23 protein-coding genes are annotated in these 20,963 nt (G+C 50.6%); 4 read left to right on the forward strand and 19 right to left on the reverse strand.

Annotation, left to right across the window (positions count from 1 at the left end):
* Positions 1–138: 138 nt before the first annotated feature.
* Complete coding sequence (locus MKY82_RS23160) at positions 139–1,008, forward strand: LysR family transcriptional regulator (protein ID WP_339294443.1); 870 nt, start codon at positions 139–141, stop codon at positions 1,006–1,008.
* A 24-nt stretch (positions 1,009–1,032) separates the two neighbouring features.
* Here MKY82_RS23160 and MKY82_RS23165 read toward each other — a convergent pair whose 3' ends face one another.
* The 4 genes from MKY82_RS23165 to MKY82_RS23180 form a co-directional block, all read right to left on the reverse strand.
* Positions 1,033–1,911 (reverse strand): HAD family hydrolase, encoded by an 879-nt coding sequence (locus MKY82_RS23165; RefSeq protein WP_339296705.1) that lies wholly within the window; start codon positions 1,909–1,911, stop codon positions 1,033–1,035.
* Positions 1,912–2,065: 154 nt separating this feature from the next.
* Positions 2,066–2,458 (reverse strand): DUF6220 domain-containing protein, encoded by a 393-nt coding sequence (locus tag MKY82_RS23170; protein WP_339294444.1) that lies wholly within the window; start codon positions 2,456–2,458, stop codon positions 2,066–2,068.
* Positions 2,451–2,948: a DUF6022 family protein gene (locus tag MKY82_RS23175; RefSeq protein ID WP_339296706.1), complete on the reverse strand. Its 498-nt coding sequence runs from the start codon at positions 2,946–2,948 to the stop codon at positions 2,451–2,453. Before MKY82_RS23175 ends, MKY82_RS23170 begins: the two co-directional genes overlap by 8 nt.
* Before the next feature lie 33 nt (positions 2,949–2,981).
* Positions 2,982–3,416, reverse strand: coding sequence for a DUF6526 family protein (locus MKY82_RS23180; protein WP_194543707.1), 435 nt, complete (start codon positions 3,414–3,416; stop codon positions 2,982–2,984).
* A 154-nt stretch (positions 3,417–3,570) separates the two neighbouring features.
* Here MKY82_RS23180 and MKY82_RS23185 point away from each other — a divergent pair, with 154 nt between their 5' ends.
* Positions 3,571–4,164 carry a TetR/AcrR family transcriptional regulator gene (locus MKY82_RS23185; RefSeq protein WP_339294445.1) on the forward strand — a complete coding sequence of 198 codons (594 nt, stop codon included), beginning with the start codon at positions 3,571–3,573 and terminating at the stop codon, positions 4,162–4,164.
* 33 nt (positions 4,165–4,197) lie between these two features.
* On the opposite strand, the gene MKY82_RS23190 is transcribed toward MKY82_RS23185, so the two are convergent.
* The 12 genes from MKY82_RS23190 to MKY82_RS23245 form a co-directional block, all read right to left on the reverse strand.
* Positions 4,198–4,479 carry a hypothetical protein gene (locus MKY82_RS23190; protein ID WP_194543708.1) on the reverse strand — a complete coding sequence of 94 codons (282 nt, stop codon included), beginning with the start codon at positions 4,477–4,479 and terminating at the stop codon, positions 4,198–4,200.
* Positions 4,476–4,925 carry an NUDIX hydrolase gene (locus MKY82_RS23195; protein WP_339294446.1) on the reverse strand — a complete coding sequence of 150 codons (450 nt, stop codon included), beginning with the start codon at positions 4,923–4,925 and terminating at the stop codon, positions 4,476–4,478. Before MKY82_RS23195 ends, MKY82_RS23190 begins: the two co-directional genes overlap by 4 nt.
* 20 nt (positions 4,926–4,945) lie before the next feature.
* Positions 4,946–5,578 (reverse strand): HAD-IA family hydrolase, encoded by a 633-nt coding sequence (locus MKY82_RS23200; protein WP_339294447.1) that lies wholly within the window; start codon positions 5,576–5,578, stop codon positions 4,946–4,948.
* 112 nt (positions 5,579–5,690) lie between these two features.
* Positions 5,691–6,095: an RDD family protein gene (locus tag MKY82_RS23205; protein WP_071219906.1), complete on the reverse strand. Its 405-nt coding sequence runs from the start codon at positions 6,093–6,095 to the stop codon at positions 5,691–5,693.
* 35 nt (positions 6,096–6,130) lie between these two features.
* Positions 6,131–6,418 carry a hypothetical protein gene (locus tag MKY82_RS23210; protein WP_194543711.1) on the reverse strand — a complete coding sequence of 96 codons (288 nt, stop codon included), beginning with the start codon at positions 6,416–6,418 and terminating at the stop codon, positions 6,131–6,133.
* A 315-nt stretch (positions 6,419–6,733) separates the two neighbouring features.
* Positions 6,734–7,153: a VanZ family protein gene (locus MKY82_RS23215; RefSeq protein ID WP_220684490.1), complete on the reverse strand. Its 420-nt coding sequence runs from the start codon at positions 7,151–7,153 to the stop codon at positions 6,734–6,736.
* A gap of 23 nt (positions 7,154–7,176) precedes the next feature.
* Positions 7,177–7,653, reverse strand: coding sequence for an NUDIX domain-containing protein (locus tag MKY82_RS23220; RefSeq protein WP_194544886.1), 477 nt, complete (start codon positions 7,651–7,653; stop codon positions 7,177–7,179).
* A gap of 191 nt (positions 7,654–7,844) precedes the next feature.
* Positions 7,845–8,762 (reverse strand): gfo/Idh/MocA family oxidoreductase, encoded by a 918-nt coding sequence (locus MKY82_RS23225; protein WP_339294448.1) that lies wholly within the window; start codon positions 8,760–8,762, stop codon positions 7,845–7,847.
* Between the two features lie 274 nt (positions 8,763–9,036).
* Complete coding sequence (locus tag MKY82_RS23230) at positions 9,037–9,375, reverse strand: YrdB family protein (RefSeq protein WP_194543714.1); 339 nt, start codon at positions 9,373–9,375, stop codon at positions 9,037–9,039.
* A gap of 49 nt (positions 9,376–9,424) precedes the next feature.
* On the reverse strand, positions 9,425–9,868 hold the full coding sequence (locus tag MKY82_RS23235) for a DinB family protein (RefSeq protein WP_194543715.1): 444 nt from the start codon (positions 9,866–9,868) through the stop codon (positions 9,425–9,427).
* Positions 9,869–9,888: 20 nt separating this feature from the next.
* Positions 9,889–10,968, reverse strand: coding sequence for a winged helix DNA-binding domain-containing protein (locus MKY82_RS23240; RefSeq protein WP_339294449.1), 1,080 nt, complete (start codon positions 10,966–10,968; stop codon positions 9,889–9,891).
* A gap of 51 nt (positions 10,969–11,019) precedes the next feature.
* Positions 11,020–11,805, reverse strand: coding sequence for an ABC transporter ATP-binding protein (locus MKY82_RS23245; protein WP_339294450.1), 786 nt, complete (start codon positions 11,803–11,805; stop codon positions 11,020–11,022).
* Between the two features lie 334 nt (positions 11,806–12,139).
* On the opposite strand from MKY82_RS23245, the gene MKY82_RS23250 reads away from it, so the two are divergent.
* Positions 12,140–12,889 (forward strand): MBL fold metallo-hydrolase, encoded by a 750-nt coding sequence (locus MKY82_RS23250; RefSeq protein WP_339294451.1) that lies wholly within the window; start codon positions 12,140–12,142, stop codon positions 12,887–12,889.
* Between the two features lie 40 nt (positions 12,890–12,929).
* On the opposite strand, the gene MKY82_RS23255 is transcribed toward MKY82_RS23250, so the two are convergent.
* Entirely contained in the window at positions 12,930–13,880 is a 951-nt protein-coding gene (locus MKY82_RS23255) for a hypothetical protein (RefSeq protein WP_339296707.1), read from the reverse strand.
* Positions 13,881–13,977: 97 nt separating this feature from the next.
* A complete protein-coding gene (locus MKY82_RS23260) occupies positions 13,978–17,316 on the reverse strand; it encodes a DUF5107 domain-containing protein (RefSeq protein WP_339294452.1) in 3,339 nt (1,112 codons plus the stop codon).
* A 168-nt stretch (positions 17,317–17,484) separates the two neighbouring features.
* On the opposite strand from MKY82_RS23260, the gene MKY82_RS23265 reads away from it, so the two are divergent.
* Positions 17,485–18,378, forward strand: coding sequence for an AraC family transcriptional regulator (locus tag MKY82_RS23265; RefSeq protein ID WP_339294453.1), 894 nt, complete (start codon positions 17,485–17,487; stop codon positions 18,376–18,378).
* Positions 18,379–18,751: 373 nt separating this feature from the next.
* Here MKY82_RS23265 and MKY82_RS23270 read toward each other — a convergent pair whose 3' ends face one another.
* Positions 18,752–20,863: an alpha-galactosidase gene (locus MKY82_RS23270; RefSeq protein ID WP_339294454.1), complete on the reverse strand. Its 2,112-nt coding sequence runs from the start codon at positions 20,861–20,863 to the stop codon at positions 18,752–18,754.
* Between the last annotated feature and the right edge of the window lie 100 nt (positions 20,864–20,963).

Below are 20,963 nucleotides of genomic sequence, written 5' to 3' on the forward strand. Positions count from 1 at the left end.
TCCTTCCACTCTGTATTTGTATGAACATATTCATGGTGTAGTTGTGATTGTAATCTAAAAATGGCATACCGTATAATGATAAATAATAATGATGTCATCATTTTTAGTGATGACTGAAGGAGAGAAAGGAGGGTTTAGATGGAGCTTACCGATCTGAAGGTTTTTCTAAAGATTGCAGAGGAAGGGAATATCACCCGCGCTGCGGAGCAGCTTGGATATGTGCAGTCCAATGTTACGGCCCGTGTCAAAAAGCTTGAGAATGAACTGGGAGTCCCCTTATTGAACCGACACTCCAGTGGAGTGACCTTAACAGAAAAAGGGCACACATTCCGGGACTATGCGTGTACCATTCTCAATCTGTCTGAAGAAGCGGTGCGTGCTGTACAGGAAACGCCTTATCCAAGCGGTTCTTTAACCATTGGCGTCGTGGATACGGTGCATTGCGGACATTTCATTAAATCCTTGTCGGACTATCAAACCATGTACCCGGACGTCACGCTATCGCTCTTGACCGGCAGCTCTTCGGAGCTGATTACCCAAGTATTAAACTATCAGCTGGACGGGGCATTTGTGACGGGAAACATTCCGCCAAAGCTGGTTGCCGATTATATCGAAGAGGATGAGGTCAAACTGCTGACCAAGTCGAAGGAGCAGCCCTTTCCCGATCTGGCGGTGACCAAATGGGCCGTTGCTCCGGCGGGGTGCCCGTTTCGAAGCATCCTCGAAAGATGGCTGTTAAGCGAAGGGATTCCGATGACCAATATGATCGAAGTCTCATCATTAGAGACCCAATTAGGCATCGTACAATCTGGTCTTGCCGCTACACTGCTACCCACTTCCGTCTTGAGTGGAGAATTTGCGAATATGGGCAGCTTCTCGATCCCGGAAGCCTTCCGGCATACCTCGACAAGCCTGATCCGGCGCAACGACCGGTTCAGGAACAAGGCATTTTCCGCTTTTACCGAGCTGGTTAAAGTTAATTTCGATAAAAGTGCGAACTCTAAGTAATGGGTGTAACGTGATGTAACGTCATCATTGTCCTCCCAGAGTGGATATAAAGGTATTCACTCCTGACAGTTCCATCTGTTGCCGGATATAATGGGCGACGCCATCAAGTTCATTCGAGTCAATAATATGGTCAGCCAGCTGCCGTATCCTTTCATGCGCGTTACGTACCGCGATCCGGGTGCCTCCGGCTTCAAACAGCCCCACATCATTGATGTGGTCGCCGAAGACAACCGTGTTCTCCAGATCAATCCCCATATGGGAAGACCATAATTGGAGCCCGTCACGTTTGTTTGCTTTGGCATGACTGATTTCCAGGAAAAAATGGTTATGGATGTAGTAATCCGGCATCATATGAGCATGAATCACATCACCGTATAATTCCATGACCTCGCACCGTATCGGCTCCAATTCCTCGTAAAGTCCAATGTATGTAAGAGCCAGCGTCCGGTAATCCGGTGGGCAGTTCAGGCTCTGCACTTCCATAAATCGCGGATCCTGGGGCCGGCTCTGATAAAAAGCCTTCTCTCCCTCTCGCCGCAGCGACTCATGCAAAACACGCTCACGATGATCCGCATCCAATGAAAAATAATAAGGAGTAATACCAAACTTCCTTCCCACGCCGATAATCTCATTCGAGATGTCCCGTTCAAGCCAGTAACCATCGATTACCGTTCGATTTATCCCGTCATATATCAAAGCGCCGTTATATAGAATCAAAGGGTACTTCCAGGGGATCTCCGAGACAACGCTTTGAGCACTAATATAGCCGCGGGCAGTGGCATACGTGATAACCACGTCCTGCTCCAACAGATGCGCGATAACGTTCGTTGTATAAGGTGACAGTGTCTGATCTGATCGCAGCAGCGTGCCGTCCAGATCGGTAATATACGCTTTTTTCTTCATCAAGAAGCCATGCCTCCTTCGCCGTCCAGTATGTGACAAAACCCAGCCTTAGAGTAGCTCTATCTAAGACTGGGTCCTTATTATGAATTTGGCGTCTTCCATGATTATACAACGTCTAAGATGGAGATGGTAAAGGTAAATTGCTTATTTCGCTTCAATCCACATTTATTTTAGATCCTTTGCCTGATCGGATCATGTCAACGCTGCCCCAAAACATCATCATCGCAATGACGGGATGGAATGCAGATAGAAAACCGATCCGGGATGCAAATACCGCTGTTAAGAACATCCCGATTACCATTCCGAATAAACCTATGCTCTTCCAAAGCACCTGCCTTGAAAGTCCTGCCATCCATGCCATGATTGCCATGATGAGAGGAATAAAAGCAAAATATCTTGCGAAGCTAACATGGGCAGTCCAACTTCCTGAATTCACAAACAGTGCAATTCCGGCGATAAGAACTTGAAGCGTAACGCTAACACTGAAAATCAAAGCGAGCACGAAAAACAAAACACGGGAAAATTGAGCCACGTTTAACTTACGCATACCTCTCATCCTCCCAACTTATAGATCCCCATTCTTCCGGCTGCATATGAGAAATCACCTCTTTAATTGCTGCCAGCTCGGTTTGAGGAATGGCATATACTCTAGGCACAGTAGGAATACGAAAGGCAGTATGGTCGTGAAAGAAACGTGTGATTAAGGTACCTAATGCTCTTCCATTATCATAGTGAATCACGCTCCAAAATCGCCTCTCCCTCTCTTCCCATGGTCCCCAAAGCTCCTCGGATTGTGGAAAGGCACCCGGCATTACGGGTTTGGGGGTTAAGCCCGCACCATAGACCTCTGCTTCCAATGGACGAAAAAGCTTGGAACAAAAGAGACCATAAGCGTAGTCTCCTTTATTTTGAAAAATGCCCTCAAGCTCGTTCAGATTCTGTTCCCATACATTCAGCCACTGATCATTCATATATCCCTGGCAGTAATGAGCCAAAGCCTTCATCATGGACTCGTTTAAACACGCTGTTAAGACCATTGCCAATCCCCCCTTTACTTTTGCTTTAGTGAGCTATACTCGGTGATGATCCGCTCTCCATTTCTGGATGGCGAGCTTGATATCTTTAGATGATAGGTCCTCCTTAAGAGCCTTCTCACACAGCGTCAGAAACTCATCGTCCGATGCAAAACGAAGCGCAATGATTTGATTCATCGTTAAACTTGGATTAAGAAGCCTGCCTGTCATAACAAAATGTCTCAGATTCTCTTCTGCCCGAACTACCCGATCTTGCACCTTACATACGAACTGCCGGATAAGGAATAATGTCATGACCACCGAGAATGACATGAGTATGAAAAGTAATGATGTAAATAACGATATTCCACGCATACTCGACGCAAACAGATAAACGAATGCTGCGACGACCAAAACAAAGCTAAGCGGTACAAGGAAAAAATGAAACGCGGGTACATGTCTTTCATGGTTGCTGTAAGATTGATTCTTCATTGGAATACCTCCTTTCCCGGTTGTGAGTGAGTGCACACTCATTATTGAGCGTCATGTCTCCCACCTCATTCAAGCTGTGAAGTCTTGACAATGAGTGAGTGCACACTCATAATAAAGTGGAACCATAACAAAGTCAACAGAGTGAGGGATGATTTTGGATTTAAAAAGTAAAATAGCCGATGCAGCGGAACTCGTCATTCGTACACATGGACTGGCCAAAGCAACAACCAAAGAAATCGCCAAAACCGCCGGGTGCTCAGAAGGCTCACTATATAATCATTTTAAGAGCAAAGACGATCTGTACCTTCACATTCTACGCGGACAATTAAAAAATGTTATGCAGGCGCTCATGTCCCTGAGGGAACTGATCGGCAAAGAAACCGTGCGAAGTAATCTGGAAAAAGTGGCTCGAGCGGGCGTATCGGATTACTATCAATCCATGCCTCTGATCAGCTCCATCTTCTCAGAACCAGGACTGTTAGCGCAGCACCGGGAAGGCTTCACAGCTCGGAATGAAGGACCCCACCGGGCAAATGAAGTAGTTGAGTCCTATTTGCTTGAAGAACAGAAACTTGGGAGATTATCGGAACATGTTAATCCGAGATCCGCTGCGGACATGCTGCTAGGAAGCTGCTTTCAATATGCATTTCAATTGAACTTCTTAGGCCGGCCCTTGTCCGATGAAGAACAGAATGCGTTTGTGCATCGGGTGTTGGATACTTTGTTTCTAGGCATTGGGAACGAATAATAGGAGGGCAGGCATGACTTGTCCTCTGGTACCTCAGACACCGAGGATCAGGTATCCCAGTGTCATGTACAGAAAAAGGAATAGCAGCAGCACGGAATGGCCTACAATGGCTGTGATATGGATTCGCGTGAGTTTGCCTCGATTTCTGCTGACGAGCGCTAACAGGATACCCACTGGCGACAACAGGAGAATCGCAGCAAACCACAATCCCTGAAAAGGACTTCCTGCCTCTGGCCGAAACATGAAACTGTATAGTGTGAACAGAGTGACGCAGACAAACAGATTTAGTGACAAGTGGGACAAATACCACTTCATTCCGCTTCCTCGGCCAACCTGCCCGACAAAATGCCGGCTCTGCGAATGACCTCAATCCGTTCCTCGCGGCCTTCAATCGCCTTTATCATTTCGATGGCCGTATCAAAATTCATCCTAACATATCCGGTTTTTTCATACCCCTCTGGTCTTTCTACGAATCGTCTCACGCCTACTAGATAAAATAGGCGATATGCGTCGAATTCCTTCCAATGCCATGCCGCAAACAGGGTCCGCTCATCACTGATTTGGATACCTGCTTCCTCCAAGGCTTCACGGATCAAGCCTTCCATAATTGACTCACCGGGTTCCAGCCGCCCTCCTATTGTTGTAAGTACCTTCTCGTCACGATCCCATACCATGACAACATCTCCATTATCAAGCACGGGAACACAGTGTACACTGCCAATCTTTATACCCTCCGGAATCTCCGTAATAAAACTTAGCATCGAGGTGGCACCTCCGAGATTTATTTAGTGGTACGCGGCTGAAGATAACCTATGACATCTGGTATATGCTGAATCTCTGCAAATGGAAAAACATCCATGCTGTTCATTCTCGCGATGTCCCCGCGATAGGCCATAAATGGAATTCCGGCGCTCTCGGAGGCCTTGCCATCCACCCACGCATCTCCGACAGACAACCATTCCTTCGGGGATGTATGAGGGAAATGCTTCAGTACCTCCAAATATCCATCGGGTGCCGGCTTTAACAAGCCCATGGCCTCTCTGCCTATAATGAGATCAAAATAATGCACAATCTTATTCTCTTCCAGAGCAGCCATTGCTGCTTCCACCGAATTATTTGTCACAATGGCCAGATGCAGCTGCCCGTGCAATCGCTGAACAAGCTCTCTTGCACCCGCTTCAAGATCTGCACCAATCATCCCTCTCATCTCATGTTCCTTGGCAATATCCCACATCACGTGACGAAGTTCTTCCGACAGCAGCCCTGTATTCATGGCTTCAGCAATGATGGTTGAGGTAGTGTGGGTGTCCATGGACAGACCTTGGGGCAAGATTCTGTGATGGCACAGAAAGGCGTAGATGTCCCTCTTCATTGCTCCAAAATCAATGCTGGAACGCAGCAGCGTATTATCCATATCAAAGACAATTCCTTTTATCGTAAACGCGATATCTAATCAACTCCAATCATGGAAATGCCTTGAATTGCCGCTCCGACAGCAATCCAGATTTGGGTAACCCATTCATCTCCTAATCATACACAACTTCCGTACCCGCGATAAAATCGTGCAGGGAACGCTTATCCTCGCGCATCGCTACCATAAAGATGCTCACGATAAGTCCAATTCCAAACGTCAGTGCATACACGATTCCCGCTACAAGGTTGCGGAGAAGCATCGTTCCAATGCCCGGCGGCTCAAGAAAATCGAATTTGCGAATGCGAATGCCGCATATGCGCTTGCCGATGGTATAACCATTCCAATACACGGGCACCAAAAGAGCATACAGACTGTAAATCAAATTAGAAATCGGCTCATTCTCAAAATCTCCCGTGATAATCCCTGCAATGATCCATAACGGAAGGCTCACGATGATTCCATCCAAAAGATTGGCGCCTAGCCGGATCCAAAAGCCTGCAACTTGGTTTTCGCCCATGAGGATTCCTCCTTAAAATTCTAGATAACATTCTGTTATGGATTCTTATCGGCGTTGTCTGGCTGGTCCAGCTCTTCCCAGTTATCCTTGATCTGGTTCAGGTCTTCCACTAGCCATTTACGGATGATCGGGACGATGATGCATAAGATACCGAGAATCAAACTGATGATGCTGAATATCAACGGCCATTTTCCAATTTCTGATAACAAATCCGCAAACGTCCAGGGGGTATTTATCCCCGCAATCGCGGCCGTTAAGTACCGGATGCCGTACAAAAAAGCTGAGATACAGATAAAAATAATGCCCATCGTTTTATTGTTCATAGGGTGTGTAATCCTTCCTCTTATCGGTGGCTGCATCCTGAGTCAGCTTACTAATCACGGAATTCTTCATCGTAGATCCCACCTTTCCACACAACATTTTCCAGTACCTCATATCATTGTAAGCTTCGGTTCCTGATCGAACAATAGTTTTTTTCCACAATTCCCCATATCGCTGTTATCCAGCCCAAGTAGAGAATGTAACGTTAACACAACAAAATCAGCCACACATAAAAAAACAGAATGACTTCCCTACATCGTAGTTAAGCCATTCTGCTGCCTGTTATAAACTATTTTAGGTATGATCGAATTATGCAGCTACGGTTGTCTGCCCCTTGATTTCATGATGACCCCAATCAAACCATAGCCTAGGGTAACACCTACCGAGTTTAATATAAAATCATCCACATCCAGGCTTCCTCGCCGCGTGATCAGTTGCGTCATTTCGAGCACGAATAACCCGGTCAAAAAGTAGGCTAGCATCTTACGAAATCGAATTTGAAATGCAAGCGGAATGAGCACTCCAAAGGGTACAAATACAGCGATATTTCCAACGATATTGATCAATGAGCTCAAACTGCGAATGGGAAAATAGCTTGCCATCGTCGTGAATGGAACCAGATTATAACTGATTTCCGGCTGTGTGGTCCTCCCGAATCCCCAAATCATCCAGTAAGTTAACAACATGGTATAACCGATGAGGAGGATCAAGGCGATTATTTTGACATGCGATTTCATGAAAGTCTCCTGTTACGTTTAGTTCACACATATTTGTCCAATACGTAATCCTCGATCATGTCTATATTTCGTCGTTCCTGCGCGTACTGTTTAATGTGCTTCTTAATGTTCGGATACAAAATAATGTCGTCCAGCTGCTCGAGCGGAATCCACTTCACGTCGGTTTGATTCGGATCTGGAACAGCCGGAAGTTTGGGGGACGATCCTTCATGTGGATAACATTCAAATACTACGTATAACGTATGGATGCCCGATATGTTATCTCTGGATTGTTTATGCGGAGCATTCTCGTACACAAATGCAACAGGCCCAGTCTGCGCTTCCAGCGTGGTTTCCTCATACAATTCTCTCAAGGCTCCCTCTGCGATAGACTCTCCGGGCTCGGCCCCGCCCCCCGGCAAATTGTAATGCAATCCGTTCTCATCTACATACTCAACCAACAAAACATGCTCATTCTGAAAAACCAACGCTGTCGGTCTCACCCGAATATGATATGTCATCATAACCACCTCTCCACACGGCTAACGAATAGCTGCCGAACTTTCTTGATCTGTCTATCATACAATTAACGAGGCTAATATGGAAATATTATGTATAATTGCAGGTCAAAAAGGTTATCAGGTAAGGCGAGTCACATCGACCTCCCCGACAACCTCCGCCTTTCAGGGAATAACGCGCGTCTATTCCGTTATCATCCTGTTCGATCGATATCATCCAGTCTCACGGTTTCACCCGTTTCGCGGGAGACATTCGCCGACTCCAGAAAACGAATGATCTCCAGCGTCTCAGGTAAAGGAACGTCTGAGACATCTGTCGTGAACATCTTCATGATCTGCTCCAGCAAACTCGCATAATAGGGTTTCGGATGCGCCATGATGTCCACAAAGCTGCTGGCGTCCGTGCGATGGATGGTCATCCCAAAGCGATCATTGCCTGCACGGTTGCCTCGAATCGTCCCGATCCTCCCGTCATTCCAAACCGCTGTTAATACCTCATGCCATTCGGTCGCGGCGACATGTACGCTTACGCATCCGGGTCCCAGAACGCGGTAAAGCATCTCCGCTGCGTGGATTCCATACCAGAAAAATCCTGGCTGTGTCGGTTGAAGAGGGAGCGGTCCGGCGCAGTCCACGCCAATGATATCACCCACACCGCCACGAGCCAATTCATCCTGAAGTCCTTGCGCATATCGAAGAGACGAGCTGCTCATAACGGTAACCTGAAACTGCTCCGCCAGTTCGGCAATTTCCCTCGCGTCCTTGCTGCTCACAGCAAACGGCTTATCGATAAATACCATTTGGCAGTGAGGAGCAATCGCGCGAAACAAGAACAGATGCGATCTTCCGTCAACCGCTTCGAGCATGACGGCATCAACCTGTTTGGCGACGTCTTCCGGAGAATCCAATATTTCAGTTCCCCATGCTGCGAGTTCCTTCGTATACCCCTCCACCCGGCTTATGCTAAGCTCGAAGTCCGGAGATCCTCCGGGAAATGCCGCCGTAACCCGTCCGCCGGGAACATGATAGGGATGCGTCTTGTCATGCAGCATTTTCGAGAAAATGGAGACATGCGATGTATCCAACCCAATCATACCGATCTTCAAAGTCATAGGTTCATTCTCCTTTAACTTCAGCATTTTAGATGATTACGCTGGCTTTTCCATTCCACTGCGTTACTAAGGATATCCAGCAGCGGACATAGGCTGTTCTTTCAAATCATCATACCATCCTGAACGAGTAAAGGACGTGACTTTAATTCGTCTTTTAACCTGAACGTGGATCCAATACAAAAAGACCGCCTCCATCTGATTACCCGACGTTGGCAGTCTTTCTAACGGTCTTATAAATGCTTCGTGCAGTTGAATAAGGGGCAATTCCATATAGCTACGGCTGCATTCTCCATTTTATCACGATGAAGCGGTTGACCAGAGCCACAAGGGCAAAAACGATGGCAAACGTAATAAAGCCCGAGTAAATCTGGCATGCCACCGCGATTGCAAACATAAGAAATTCGATAAGCAGTACCACGGCCAGCGGCAGCTTGATCCTTGCCTTCGGAGAGATGGTCATTCCCCAGACGACGGCTGCAAGCAGCGGAAGCCCAATACCGAGTCCGACCTGTGCCATGAGCCCTGAACCGTAGTGGAAGCCCCAGTAACCTATCGAAAATAATAGGATCAATTCCAGAATAAATCGAATAGCAAGATTCCATAATTTGAACATATTGGAGCACCTTTCGTTTCCTGTTGTACACCCATTTCCAATGCAGTAATCACAGCTCGATTTGCTCCAGATGATGGATCATATGATCCACATAGTCGTTAAACAACCACTCCAGTGTGACCTCCGTTTTATCGGGCAGCACGCATTTTTTCTGAAAATCTGATGAATCGGCTTTGTGCATGACTCGCAGAATCATCCGGTTCAAATGCTGCCACAGTGACAACACTTCCGATTGATCATATTGATCCTGGTAATCGTTCACCCGGACCCAATCGTTCTGCGTGTACCCCGAAATGGCAATCGGATAATCGGATAGCAAGATTTTCACAAACCGGATATGGTTATTGACCGCCGAATCGCAAAGGTGACCCAGGATCTCCTTCTTGGACCATTTATCAGGCGCAAGCTTCAGATTGAACTCCACCTCATCAGTCGACGTTACAATCTCTGTCATTTCGGTAATCAATGATTCCAGCTTCATGATGGACTCCATACGCTATTCCTCCTTCAAACTCATGATTCTACTCGTCCAATCGGCATTTCCATGAAATCACTGTAATGCTTAGTAGCCTCCCGAAACGCCTCTGCTCGATCGCCCAACGGCGAGAACGGACATAACGTGATTTCGATGCCGCTGCGCTTGATTTCCCGCTTCCAGGTACCAACCACTTCCCCTCCTGCCACCATCATCGGTTGAAAAACCCCGTTGCGATGGGGAGCGATCTTCGCATCGTGCTCTGTCTCTATGATCGCGCTGCGGTCCTTGTAACCCAAGTAATATTCATCAAAACCTGGAAGCAGAACCACCGAATCCGTATCAGCGGACACGGCCGGCGCAGTAACAGAGCTCCAGTATTCCGTACCGTTGACAAAATCTAAACGAAGATTTGATTTGACCGCCTCAAAGCCTCGTTTAGCTTCCGTCAGCGTTAACCCGACCCACCACGCAAAATCCTGAATCGTTGCGGGTCCGTGACCGGTAAAATAACGAAGCGCCAGCTCCGCCAGCGATTCTTCGAGCGTCAGCTCCCTTGAATTCGGGACCCACTCATCAAGCAGCACGAAACTCTGCTGTTTGCCTTCATGCGGACCAAAACAGATCATGCCTGTCCGTCCCAAATATCCAAGAATATAATAACCGCGGCCGTTCTTGGTGCTGATCCCCGCTTCCTCCAGCAGTTCCATCAGTCTGGGACGGGATACGGGTGTGCAACCACTCAGCGCGTCGCCAATTATGGTTCGGCATCGATGGAGCGTACCTTCATCAAGCTCAAGTTCGGCCTGCTTCTTCTTGTCATTCGTTTGAAAGCGCGATTCCGTCAGCTTCACCATCCACTTCGCGTCCTCGGACGGTACGAAGAATATCGTCCCTCGCATCGGCCAGGTCAACACGATTTTGCGATCGTTCAGGGCCTGCTCCACATCGGATACCTTGGCGGACTGCGTACGGAGACCGATTCCCCAGACCGCTTGGTGATAATCCTGGGCTTGCACAGCACCGAGATTTCTGACGGCTTCCTCCGGAGTTTCATGCTTCATGCCTGTTATCCCTTGATTGAACAGCCTTCGATTCGCTATGATTCGATTTGGCACAATGATCACTCTCCTAGGCCATGAATATCTCGCGAGCTTTTAATGCGTTCATTATAAGTCCGGAATGGACATCCAGGCCCGATCATTCTGCCAGCTCACCTCGACCGGCGTCTCAAAAAACGAGGTCAAATTGTCGCTGGTCAGCATGTCCCGGGAACGCCCCTTCCCGAACACGGTGCCCCGGCGGATGAGCAAGGAGTGCGAGAAGATCGGCAGTATTTCTTCGATATGATGCGTAACGAACAGCAGGGTCGGCGCATCGGGCTTGGAAGCCAGTGCCGTAATGCTGGACAGCAGCGCTTCCCTCGACAGAAAATCGAGTCCATTACAGGCCTCGTCCAGTATCAACAGCCTCGGCGAAGCCATAAGTGCCCGGGCGATCAGCAGCTTCTGTTTCTCTCCTTGCGAACAGGTTTCATATGTACGACCCAGCAGATGAATACAATTGAAATCCTTCATAAGCTGCTCGGCCCGCTCCCGGTCTGCTTCATCCACCTTCTGATACAGGCCAATCGAAGCGTGTTTGCCGCTGATCACGACATCCAATGTAGACTCACTCGGTCGGATTCTTTCCTGCAGCGAGGAGCTGACCCAGCCTATCGATTTACGCAATTCTCTTAAATCCACCCTGCCAAAGAGATGCCCGAGCACCGAAACCGTACCGCTGGTTGGCCAGATGTATCCGTTAATCATATTCAAAATGGTTGTCTTTCCGGAGCCGTTCAGCCCAAGAACCGCCCAATGCTCTCCTTGCTGTACGGTCCAATCCACGCCTGTAAGAACGGTCTTCTGCTCCCGTTGCCAGGTTACGTTATTCAGTTCAATCGTCGTATTCATCACTGCTCCCTCTCCTTCTTCAATCTGCTGCGTCACTTCGTTTCTCTTTTCAAGGATTATACCAGCAATTACATATTCCTCAATAGCGAGATGAAATCCAGCCGTGTGAGCAGACTACGACTTGGAAACATGTTATGTATCCGGGCCGGACATTTCATATATTAACGAGGATCCTGGTCTAGGAATTATATATTGACAAATAATTATTTTTGTGTTATGATATAATATTTCGCTATTTACATGTTTGTGCTGATTTGATACTCTACTTCTGCTCAGTCTTCTCTGGAGGTTGAAATCGGGAGAAGAAATCCCCATATAGTGGAGGTATGTAACCATGTTAATCGATCAAGGCATTCATATGCTGAACATATCAGCGGCCATGATGGGACGAATCGAAACGATCCACCCGACATTCCTCTGGGATCATCAGAATCAGGTGCTTATCGATACCGGCTATCCCGGCCAGTTCCCGCTCATTCGGGAGCAGTTATCGCACATCGGGATTTCCGTTCAGGATATAAGCAAAATTATTATAACACACCAGGATTTGGATCATATCGGCAGTTTGCCGGCCTTGATCCAGCACAGCAACCACGCCCCTGAAGTGTTCGCCAGCGAAATAGAAAAGCCTTATATCGAAGGCGATACAAGGCTTGTCAAATTATCACCCGAGGCCATTACACAAGCGCTGGCTTCGATGCCGGATAACGTGCCGCCGGAGTGGAGGAACGCGTTTAAACACACGCTGGAGAACCCTCCAACAGCACCAGTGAACCGCATGCTGCGCGACGGCGAGGAGCTGCCGTTTGGCGGCGGTATCATCGTGATCCATACGCCTGGCCACACCCCCGGCCATACCAGCTTATATCATATACCGAGCAAAACCCTGATTGCAGCGGATGCGCTGAACGTCAGAGAGGGGCAACTGATCGGGCCGGATCCGGCAACCACTTTTGATTTGGCTTTAGCCCAGCTCTCCTTGCAGAAGCTCACTCACTATGACGTCCGTAACGTGATCTGTTACCACGGCGGATTATTTACGGACAATCCCAACCAGCGCATTCGTGAATTGGCTTATGCTTAAGCATTTGTCGGTCCACTACCGGACGGTCAACCAGACTTCGCTACTTCTTGGATCCATCGATCCAGGATAACTCAAGCCACCACGAATACGTACCGCCGGCCGGTACTTCGGCTGCTACTTGACGATGCATCGCATACGACAGATCATCGAGCAGACCCGTCGCAGGCTCCAGCGCAAGATGGTACTGTCCCTGATAGCCGCCATAGTTCGCCCATATCGCTAGATAAGGCACCTGCTCTATAGGAAACATCATGCGGAGTCCTTCCCCCGCAACCGGATCGTAAATGGAGGCTGTCCCCTCCGGCAGCTCGTCAGCAAAATAAAACTTCTCCGCCGTTGCTTCAAGCCTGCTGGCGGTTCGATTCAAGCGAATATGGGGGTTTTCCTCCCATGGCTGCGGCCATGTCCGAATATCGCCGAATTCTCCCAATCGACCGTTCGCCGAGTACGATACGATGATCTCCCTCAGCTCGTTGGGAACGATAATCTCTGCGCCTTCATCAATTTGAAACAACGGATGCGCGGCCCACAGGAAAGAGAATGGGAACGGGCTCGGATTATGAACGGCATAATCGATCCGCAGGGTATCTTCACGGAGGAAGAAGTAGGTTTTGCGCAGCTGATAAGGAATTCGGATTCCCTGCACGCTGCAGTGAAGCCGTTCTTCCTCGCTATGCGCCTTCCATGGAATGGACCAGACCTCGCCATGATCCGGAAGCTCCGTTCCTTCCCATGGATACGCGGGATACCCGCAGACATTGATCGTAGGAAACATTTCGTCCCAGCCGCTGCCGTCCCGCTTTCCGAAGGAGCTAGCATACCCGTTCGAGTCCAGCTTTCCAGCTGGCTGCACCAGCCACTCCCGGCCTGTTCTGCGATTGCGAAGCGAGATGACCCTGCTTCCGAGTTCAGGCACCACGGCCATCTCCATCACCACCGTGCGCCCTGTCCAAACCTCATATCCATCCAGCATTCCTTTGCTCCAGATCATCATCGTCATCCTCCTCCGTTATATCAACGCATCACCCGGAATGCACAAATGCTCAAAGACCGTTCATAACGGCCCTTGAGCATGAAGTGTCAAACTCTTACATCAACGTCTTGCAAAGCTCCAAATGCAGCGCAGCTCCTTGATGGTGAGACTCCAGCTGCAGCACCTCGCGGAACAGGGTTTCCGCGGACTGCCGGTCACCAAGTCCTAGATGCCCAAGCCCCATCATGTAGCGGCAATGAATTTCGTTTCTTCGGTCCAGATCTTCATCAAACACCAGGAAGTCCGGCAGCGATACGGCAAAATAATCAATGCTCTGAGTCTCGAATATATGCTTCTCCCCGTAATCGATCAGCTTGTTAAACCGGCTGCGGGCTTCATTCTCCCGGCCCAGCCTCCGCAGCGCGGCCCCTTGATAAAATTTCATGTGCGGCGGCTGATCGTTGTAATACATCGCGCTGGTCGGCTCATCCAGCCCCTCCGAAGCTTTCAGGAAGCACGCCTCCGCCTCTTCGGACAAGCTCAGTCCCTCGTATGCGCAGCCCAGGTAATAATCGATGTTATTCTCCTGCGTTCCCGTGAGCTTCCCTTCATTGATGTTGAGCGGATATTGCTTGGCGGCAAGGAGCTGCTCTACGGCTTCCTCGTAGCGACGATCCTGAAGCAGCTGCTTCGCTAGCTCCACACGGGCCAATACATACTGGGCCGGCACCTTTCCCTCGCCACCTTCCCAAGGGTGAAAGTTGCGTTTCAGAATCAATGCCAGCGCCTCCTCATACCGATTCAGCGTATTGTTCAGCGTCAAATATTCCAGAAATAAATCGTCCCGCTGCTCAACCAGCTCCATGCGCTCTTCCATTGCTTTCAAGCGATCAGCCGGAGCATGACCGAGCTTTTTATACAATTGGTCCAGCTCGTAGAAGACCCTGGCGTCCGCCGGATTCAGCGAGAAGGCGGTTTGCAGGGATGCCAATGCCTTATCGTGGTCCTGTCTCTTGTTATAGTAAGCGAGGGCCAAATTCCGATGCGGCGTAGCGAAGCTGTCATCCAAAGCGACCGAAGCTTCCCAGCTGCTTATGGCTTCCTCGTAGCGCTTCTTGTCGTACAGCAAATTCCCTAAGTAGTACAACGCCTTCGCATCCTGCGGCTGTACGCCGAGCGCCTGCTTTAGCGTCACGTAGTCATGCAGGGAATTCGGGAAACAGTACGACGGATCGGCCTCCGAGGCCAATCGGTAGCAAGCGTATGCCTCTTCCGCCCGGTTCATCTTCATTAGAGCACTGCCCTGGTAGTAATAAACCATCGGATAGACGGCAGATGCCGTAAGGCGTTCGATGCGCTGCAGCACATCCAAAGCGTCGCCATATTGGCCTGCATCCGCATAGTCCTGAGCTACGGCGATATAATTATGCGGATTATGGTGCAGAAGCTGGACAAGCGATTCGTAAGCATGCCGACTCTTGTCCTCTTGCTTCAGTTCTTGATATACGGCTGCCAGCTCGTTCATCGCGCCCGCATCCATGGGATCCAGCTTAAGCGTTTCCTCAAGCCATGATGCCGCTTCTGTCAAGCGCCCCTGCCTTCTTAAAATGATGCTCTTGAGATGCCGCGCTTTATAATTACGGTACTGGGCTGCCAGGGACCGTTCGATCAGCTCGAACGCTTCCTCATATTCCTGCTTCTCGCAGGCAATCTGGGCTAAAGCCAGATATCCCGCCCCTTGCCAAGCCCCCGACCAGACCGATTTGTACAGATAAGCGTACGCTTCATCCAAACGGCCCTGCCACTTCAAGGCTTTGCCCAAATGATAGAACGGTTCGCTGTCAAAGGGCCGGGCGTTGTGGCGGGTCAAGGTTTCGATGGCTTTATTAAAATAAACCTCACTCTGCGTAAAGCACCCTCTGCGCAGCAGGAGCAAACCATAGGCATTGTTCAGCCTTGCGTCTCCCGCATCGCGCCGAAGACCTTCCACATAATAGGCTTCCGGTTCATAGGTTGCGTGACGGTACTGCTCCAGATGCTGCCCTGCCAAGAACAGCGCTTCGGTATTCTTCAGGTCCTCCGGCTTGCCAATCGCCGTGGCCGGGTCCGGCGTTCGCTCCAAGGTACGCGGCTTGGGCTGGTAAGCGACCAGCTCTTTGCCGTCCGCAGCGAATACCGCGACCCGCACATCCTCCTCCCTCATACCTGGGGAGAGTTCGATTTCGGCCTGGAAGGTATCGGCCGGCGACAGCTTGACCTTTCGATCCAAATAGGTACGTCCCGCTCCGGTCAACAGGATGCGAGCCTCTTCGATAACCGAGGTTGCATAAGCATGTACAACGGCCTTGCGACCGTGGACTTCGAGATTCACGGCGGCGTCAATGGACGCATTCTTCACGAGCCCAATGTCTTTATAGGGCATGAAGTACTGCTTGAAGCTTTTCTCCTCATACGGCGCCAGCCAGGTGAAATCGGGCTGGTTATCGGTATACACGCCGGTCATGAGCTCGATGTACGGGCCGTCTTCGTCGGTCAGATTGCGATCCCAGGCCTGGCCGAATTCGCCGTGCCCCCACGTCCACTGTTTTTTGCCGGGAGATATATGTTTATTGGCGACATGCAGAATCCCCGCTTTCAAGCCATGGTCATATCCGCCGACGAAATCGTAATCCGAATGATAAGCCATATAGGAGGTTGGAACGGGAATGTTGCGATACATGGAAATATCGACGCCCGCCGAATAGTCCTGCTTATAATACGTGCCGGTTGCGATCGGGAATTTGGACACGTCCCGCTTCCCATGGTCGAACACCGCATGAACGTCCGGCGGAAATACGGACTGGGTATGATCGTTGACCGCTACAGCCGGATTCGCCCACCACAGAAAGGTCTGCGGCTCCGAGGTCCGATTGTACATTTGCGCGTAAATTTCAAGATACGCCTTGCCCGGATACAGCGTGAAGCCGGTAGACACTTTCGTGCCGTACATCCGGTCGATCTCGCCGACCCATACCGTCTTGCTGCCATCCGGCTGATCCGTTAAGCTCCACTCCACCTCGCCATAGGTGTTCGGACGGTGATGCTGCGGCCAGTTGAACTCGATTCCCCCGGATATCCATGGACCCGCAAGGCCAACCAAAGCCGGCTTGATCACTTGATTGTGGTATACAAAATCATAGTTATTGGTTTTATCGATGGCCCGGTAGATGCGGCCTCCAATCTGCGGCATGATCTGAATCTGCACGTACTCATTTTCAAGGAAAATGATCCGGTAGGGCTTTAATACTTTTTCATCGTAAATTTTATCGATGACCGGCAGCGGATAGACACGCCCCGAGCTCCCCTGATACACCCGTTTCTCCAAAAACATCGGGTTCAGGTCCGGCTTCCCCACTTCATACGTGGGAATCTCCACGGTCTCTTCCCGTACGCTCACTTGCCGTTGTTTTGTCATGAGTCGTCATCCCTCCGTTAGCATCCGCGTAGGCTGCGATATGTCTCTATCTTATAAGCCCGCCTCCCGAAGAGCCATTGACGATATCATGTTGATGATGGATTATATTCTGATTATTAGTCGCTCAATCCGGTTGACAACAATTCCGTTCCGATTCATAGTAAAGCTATGGATACCATACGAAAACCAGACGGATTCGAATCCCAGAAAATCATGGTCCTCCCGGATCATATTATGAAAGAGGCTGCCCGCCATCCGCTTGTGCAACCGCTGCACGTCACCGACATCGGGTACTTTCCGCGTGCGCTGCATCACTACCGGGAACGCCCGGAGGGCAGCGGCGCGTACATCTTAATCTACTGCGTGGAGGGGGAAGGCTGGTACCGGTTAAACGGCGGCAAAACCTATTCTCTGCTCAAGGGGCAGGCGGTTGTCATCCCGCCGGAAACGGCGCATGAATATGGATCCTCGGAGTTTCATCCCTGGAGCATTTACTGGTGGCATATGAAGGGGACGCATGCAGGTTTATTGTTCGAGGGTTTTACCGACGCAGCCGAACCCGCCGTCGTTCCGGTCGAACAGTCAAGGAGCATCGTGGAGCTGTTTCAGGAAAGTTACGAGCTGCTGCAAAAAGGGTATACGCTGAACCATATCATCCATGTCTCGCAGCTCGCCGGCCACTTGGCAGCCATCATCCGCCTTGCCCGGCTTCAACCGCAGCGGGGGCAACACCAGCACAACAAACATGACATGGAGCGGACGCTTCGGTTCATGACCGAGCATCTGGAGGGGCATGTGAGCCTGAAGGAGCTGGCGGCCTACGCCAACCTGTCCATACCTCACTTCACCTTCCGGTTCAAGGAAGCGACGGGCTACTCCCCCATCGATTACTATCTGCGGCTCAAAATCCAGCGGGCCTGCCAGCATCTGGACCTGACCGGCCAGAGCGTCAAGGAGATCAGCCACCGTCTCGGCTTCCAGGATCCTTACTACTTCTCGCGGCTGTTCAAAAAAATCATGGGAAAATCCCCTTCCGAATACCGAGATACCCGGAAGGGGTAGGATTTCCTGGTCATTTCCTTATACTGAACCCAAGCTTTGGTTCGATTGACCACACACTTTTTTTGACTGGGAGGAAATCATGATTAACAAATTCATACCCTGTCTAGTCATGTTTGCCATTATTATTTGTGGATGCAGCAATAACAGCAAAGAAAAAGATGAGCCTGTGAATAAATATGTAGGGTACGTCGTTCAAAAAGAAGAGGGAAGGATCTTGATAACCCGTTATGATGAAAAGTCAGATTTGAACGACGCAATATGGACCCATTTCCTAAACTATAGAATCCGATATGGGTCATACTTATACGTTGAATAGTCAACCGTAAAAAGCGTCGTATCGCGAAAGGCAATACGACGCTTTTCTATTTCAATCTCATTCCTGTCTCTGAATCCGATACGCCAAGCTGTCAAAATCCCCACGCAGCGGCAGCTCGATCCCGATGTTCATGAGTGCCCTGCCGCTCCATGTGCCGGCCACCCCCTCAATGGCATACGACTGATCGGCTTGCAGTCCGGTCAGCTGCAATCTCGACAGCGGCTCGCCCAGCTTCTGGCTGTGCAGGAACGCAAACAGCACGTTGTCGCTGCCGTCTTCGCTGCCGTACTGCACGGCCGTTACGCCTTTATGCCGAAGCGAGGCGAGGCGATACTGGCTGCCGAACTGAACCAGATGGCGAATGGATTTATACTGTGCGACATATTCGGCCGATTCCGCAATCAGCTCATCGCTCCACTCATTCAGGTTGGAGCCGATGCCGAGCGTTCCCATCATGGCGCTGTGGAAGCGGTATTTCAGGGATACCTGTCTGCGATTCATCCCTGTCGGCGATTCCGTCACCCAGCAGGTCATCATCCGCGGAGCATACGTATACGAGAAGCCCTCCTGAATGCTGAGGCGGTCAAAGGCATCGGTGTTATCGCTCGGCCAGGATTGGTCGGCATACCGGAAGATGCCAAGATCGATGCGCGCTCCGCCGCCGGCGCAGGTTTCAAACGCCACATGCGGGAATCTGCGCCGCAGCTCCGCCCAAATCTCGTACAGGCTCTGAACATGGCGAATCCAGATCTCCTTCTGGCGGTGAAGCGGATGATCCTTCATGCCGGGTTCGGTTACGGTCCGGTTCATGTCCCATTTAATGAACTTGATGTCATGCTTCTCCAGCAGGTACGTCATAAACTGCAGAATGTAGGCCTTAACCTCCGGCTTCGAAATGTTCAGCAGCAGCTGATTGCGAAGCTCCGAGCGCTCCCGCTTCTCGAAATGGTACACCCAATCCGGGTGCTCCCGGTACAGGTCGCTGTCCGGATTGACGGCCTCCGGCTCGACCCAGATGCCGAAATCCATGCCGAGCTCATGCACCCTGTCAATCAGCTCGCCGAGACCGTTCGGGAACTTCTCCCGGTTCACGAACCAATCGCCTAGCCCGGCCCGATCATGGTTGCGCCCGCCGAACCACCCGTCGTCCACGACGAACAATTCCACGCCCAAACGCGCGGCTCTTTCGGCCAAAGCCATTTGATCCTTGGCATTGACATCGAAGTACGTCGCTTCCCAGGAGTTATACAAGACCGGTCTCGTTTCACGGCCCGGCAAGACATCCGAATACTGATAGCGGTGCAGCCGCCGGCTCATCCCGCCAAAGCCGCCGCTGCTGTATCCCCCGACGAAGCCGGGCGTATCGAAGACTTCTCCCGCTCCCAGCACCCACTCGCTGTCGAAATCATTGATGCCTCCGGTCACCCGAACATGATCGAACACCGTCCGCTCGGCCGTAATCTTCCAGTTCCCGCTCCAGGCCAGCGCCCCGAACCAGACCTGCCCCGCCGATTCCGTGGCATGTCCGTCATCCATCGCAAACCACGGGTTGGCATGGCTGTCCGTGAAACCCCTACGGGATTCCAGCACCTTCTTGCCTTCGGTGAGGAAAGTGCTGCGCAGTTGAAATTCGCCGGACCATTTTCCCGTCACGTGCGTGAGGCGGTAATCCGCCAGATAGGGGATGACCCAGGCCGCGGACTGCGCGTTCTCCAGCACGATATCCGCCTCGCCGCGGTTGACGATCCGGGCCGAACGTTCGATCAGGTCGCACTCGGGAATCGCCCGGTAGGACAGCTCCACTTCAAGCGGGTACGCTTCGTCCTTCATAACGATGATCAGCGTCTCTCTGCCTTCCGTCTGCAGCGTGCGATGCCCGGCATAACGAACCGCCAAGTCGCGCACACCATCCGGCATGCGGACCTTCAGGCTGGGCTCGCTGTATTTGACGCCGCCCCAGAAGCTGTATTCCTCCACCTCCGAATGGACTTCCGCGTCAAACGAGCTGTGCGATCTCGGCCGCAGCAGCGGCGCCGCATCTTCGATCGCGATGGACTCTCCCCAGTATAGATGCTGCAGATTGCCGCTGTCGTTGATGCCGAACAGATAGGAGCTGTTATCGGTTTGTATCGCAAACACGCGAAACTGTTCTTGGTATTGAATGGTCACAGAATATCATCCTTCCGATTCGTGTTGATATGGTTTTTGCCTGCGCAAGAAAAAAAGGAGAGCCAAAAGACGAAGCATCTTTTGACTCCCCTTGGCCAGA

Origin of the sequence: Paenibacillus sp. FSL W7-1279 (assembly GCF_037969845.1) — a bacterium.
GTDB lineage: Bacteria > Bacillota > Bacilli > Paenibacillales > Paenibacillaceae > Paenibacillus_AQ.

Bases quoted from the DNA above. Each gene is read 5' to 3' on its own strand.
- MKY82_RS23250 (WP_339294451.1), top strand. From the start codon at position 12,140: ATGTTAATCGATCAAGGCATTCATATGCTGAACATATCAGCGGCCATG.
- MKY82_RS23190 (WP_194543708.1), bottom strand. From the start codon at position 4,479: ATGAAGTGGTATTTGTCCCACTTGTCACTAAATCTGTTTGTCTGCGTC.
- MKY82_RS23170 (WP_339294444.1), bottom strand. From the start codon at position 2,458: ATGCGTAAGTTAAACGTGGCTCAATTTTCCCGTGTTTTGTTTTTCGTG.
- MKY82_RS23230 (WP_194543714.1), bottom strand. From the start codon at position 9,375: ATGTTCAAATTATGGAATCTTGCTATTCGATTTATTCTGGAATTGATC.
- MKY82_RS23255 (WP_339296707.1), bottom strand. From the start codon at position 13,880: ATGATCTGGAGCAAAGGAATGCTGGATGGATATGAGGTTTGGACAGGG.
- MKY82_RS23205 (WP_071219906.1), bottom strand. From the start codon at position 6,095: ATGGGCGAAAACCAAGTTGCAGGCTTTTGGATCCGGCTAGGCGCCAAT.
- MKY82_RS23225 (WP_339294448.1), bottom strand. From the start codon at position 8,762: ATGACTTTGAAGATCGGTATGATTGGGTTGGATACATCGCATGTCTCC.
- MKY82_RS23210 (WP_194543711.1), bottom strand. From the start codon at position 6,418: ATGAACAATAAAACGATGGGCATTATTTTTATCTGTATCTCAGCTTTT.
- MKY82_RS23245 (WP_339294450.1), bottom strand. From the start codon at position 11,805: ATGAATACGACGATTGAACTGAATAACGTAACCTGGCAACGGGAGCAG.
- MKY82_RS23195 (WP_339294446.1), bottom strand. From the start codon at position 4,925: ATGCTAAGTTTTATTACGGAGATTCCGGAGGGTATAAAGATTGGCAGT.
- MKY82_RS23215 (WP_220684490.1), bottom strand. From the start codon at position 7,153: ATGAAATCGCATGTCAAAATAATCGCCTTGATCCTCCTCATCGGTTAT.
- MKY82_RS23175 (WP_339296706.1), bottom strand. From the start codon at position 2,948: ATGGTCTTAACAGCGTGTTTAAACGAGTCCATGATGAAGGCTTTGGCT.
- MKY82_RS23180 (WP_194543707.1), bottom strand. From the start codon at position 3,416: ATGAAGAATCAATCTTACAGCAACCATGAAAGACATGTACCCGCGTTT.
- MKY82_RS23160 (WP_339294443.1), top strand. From the start codon at position 139: ATGGAGCTTACCGATCTGAAGGTTTTTCTAAAGATTGCAGAGGAAGGG.
- MKY82_RS23165 (WP_339296705.1), bottom strand. From the start codon at position 1,911: ATGAAGAAAAAAGCGTATATTACCGATCTGGACGGCACGCTGCTGCGA.
- MKY82_RS23235 (WP_194543715.1), bottom strand. From the start codon at position 9,868: ATGGAGTCCATCATGAAGCTGGAATCATTGATTACCGAAATGACAGAG.
- MKY82_RS23200 (WP_339294447.1), bottom strand. From the start codon at position 5,578: ATGGATAATACGCTGCTGCGTTCCAGCATTGATTTTGGAGCAATGAAG.
- MKY82_RS23220 (WP_194544886.1), bottom strand. From the start codon at position 7,653: ATGACATATCATATTCGGGTGAGACCGACAGCGTTGGTTTTTCAGAAT.
- MKY82_RS23265 (WP_339294453.1), top strand. From the start codon at position 17,485: ATGGATACCATACGAAAACCAGACGGATTCGAATCCCAGAAAATCATG.
- MKY82_RS23260 (WP_339294452.1), bottom strand. From the start codon at position 17,316: ATGACAAAACAACGGCAAGTGAGCGTACGGGAAGAGACCGTGGAGATT.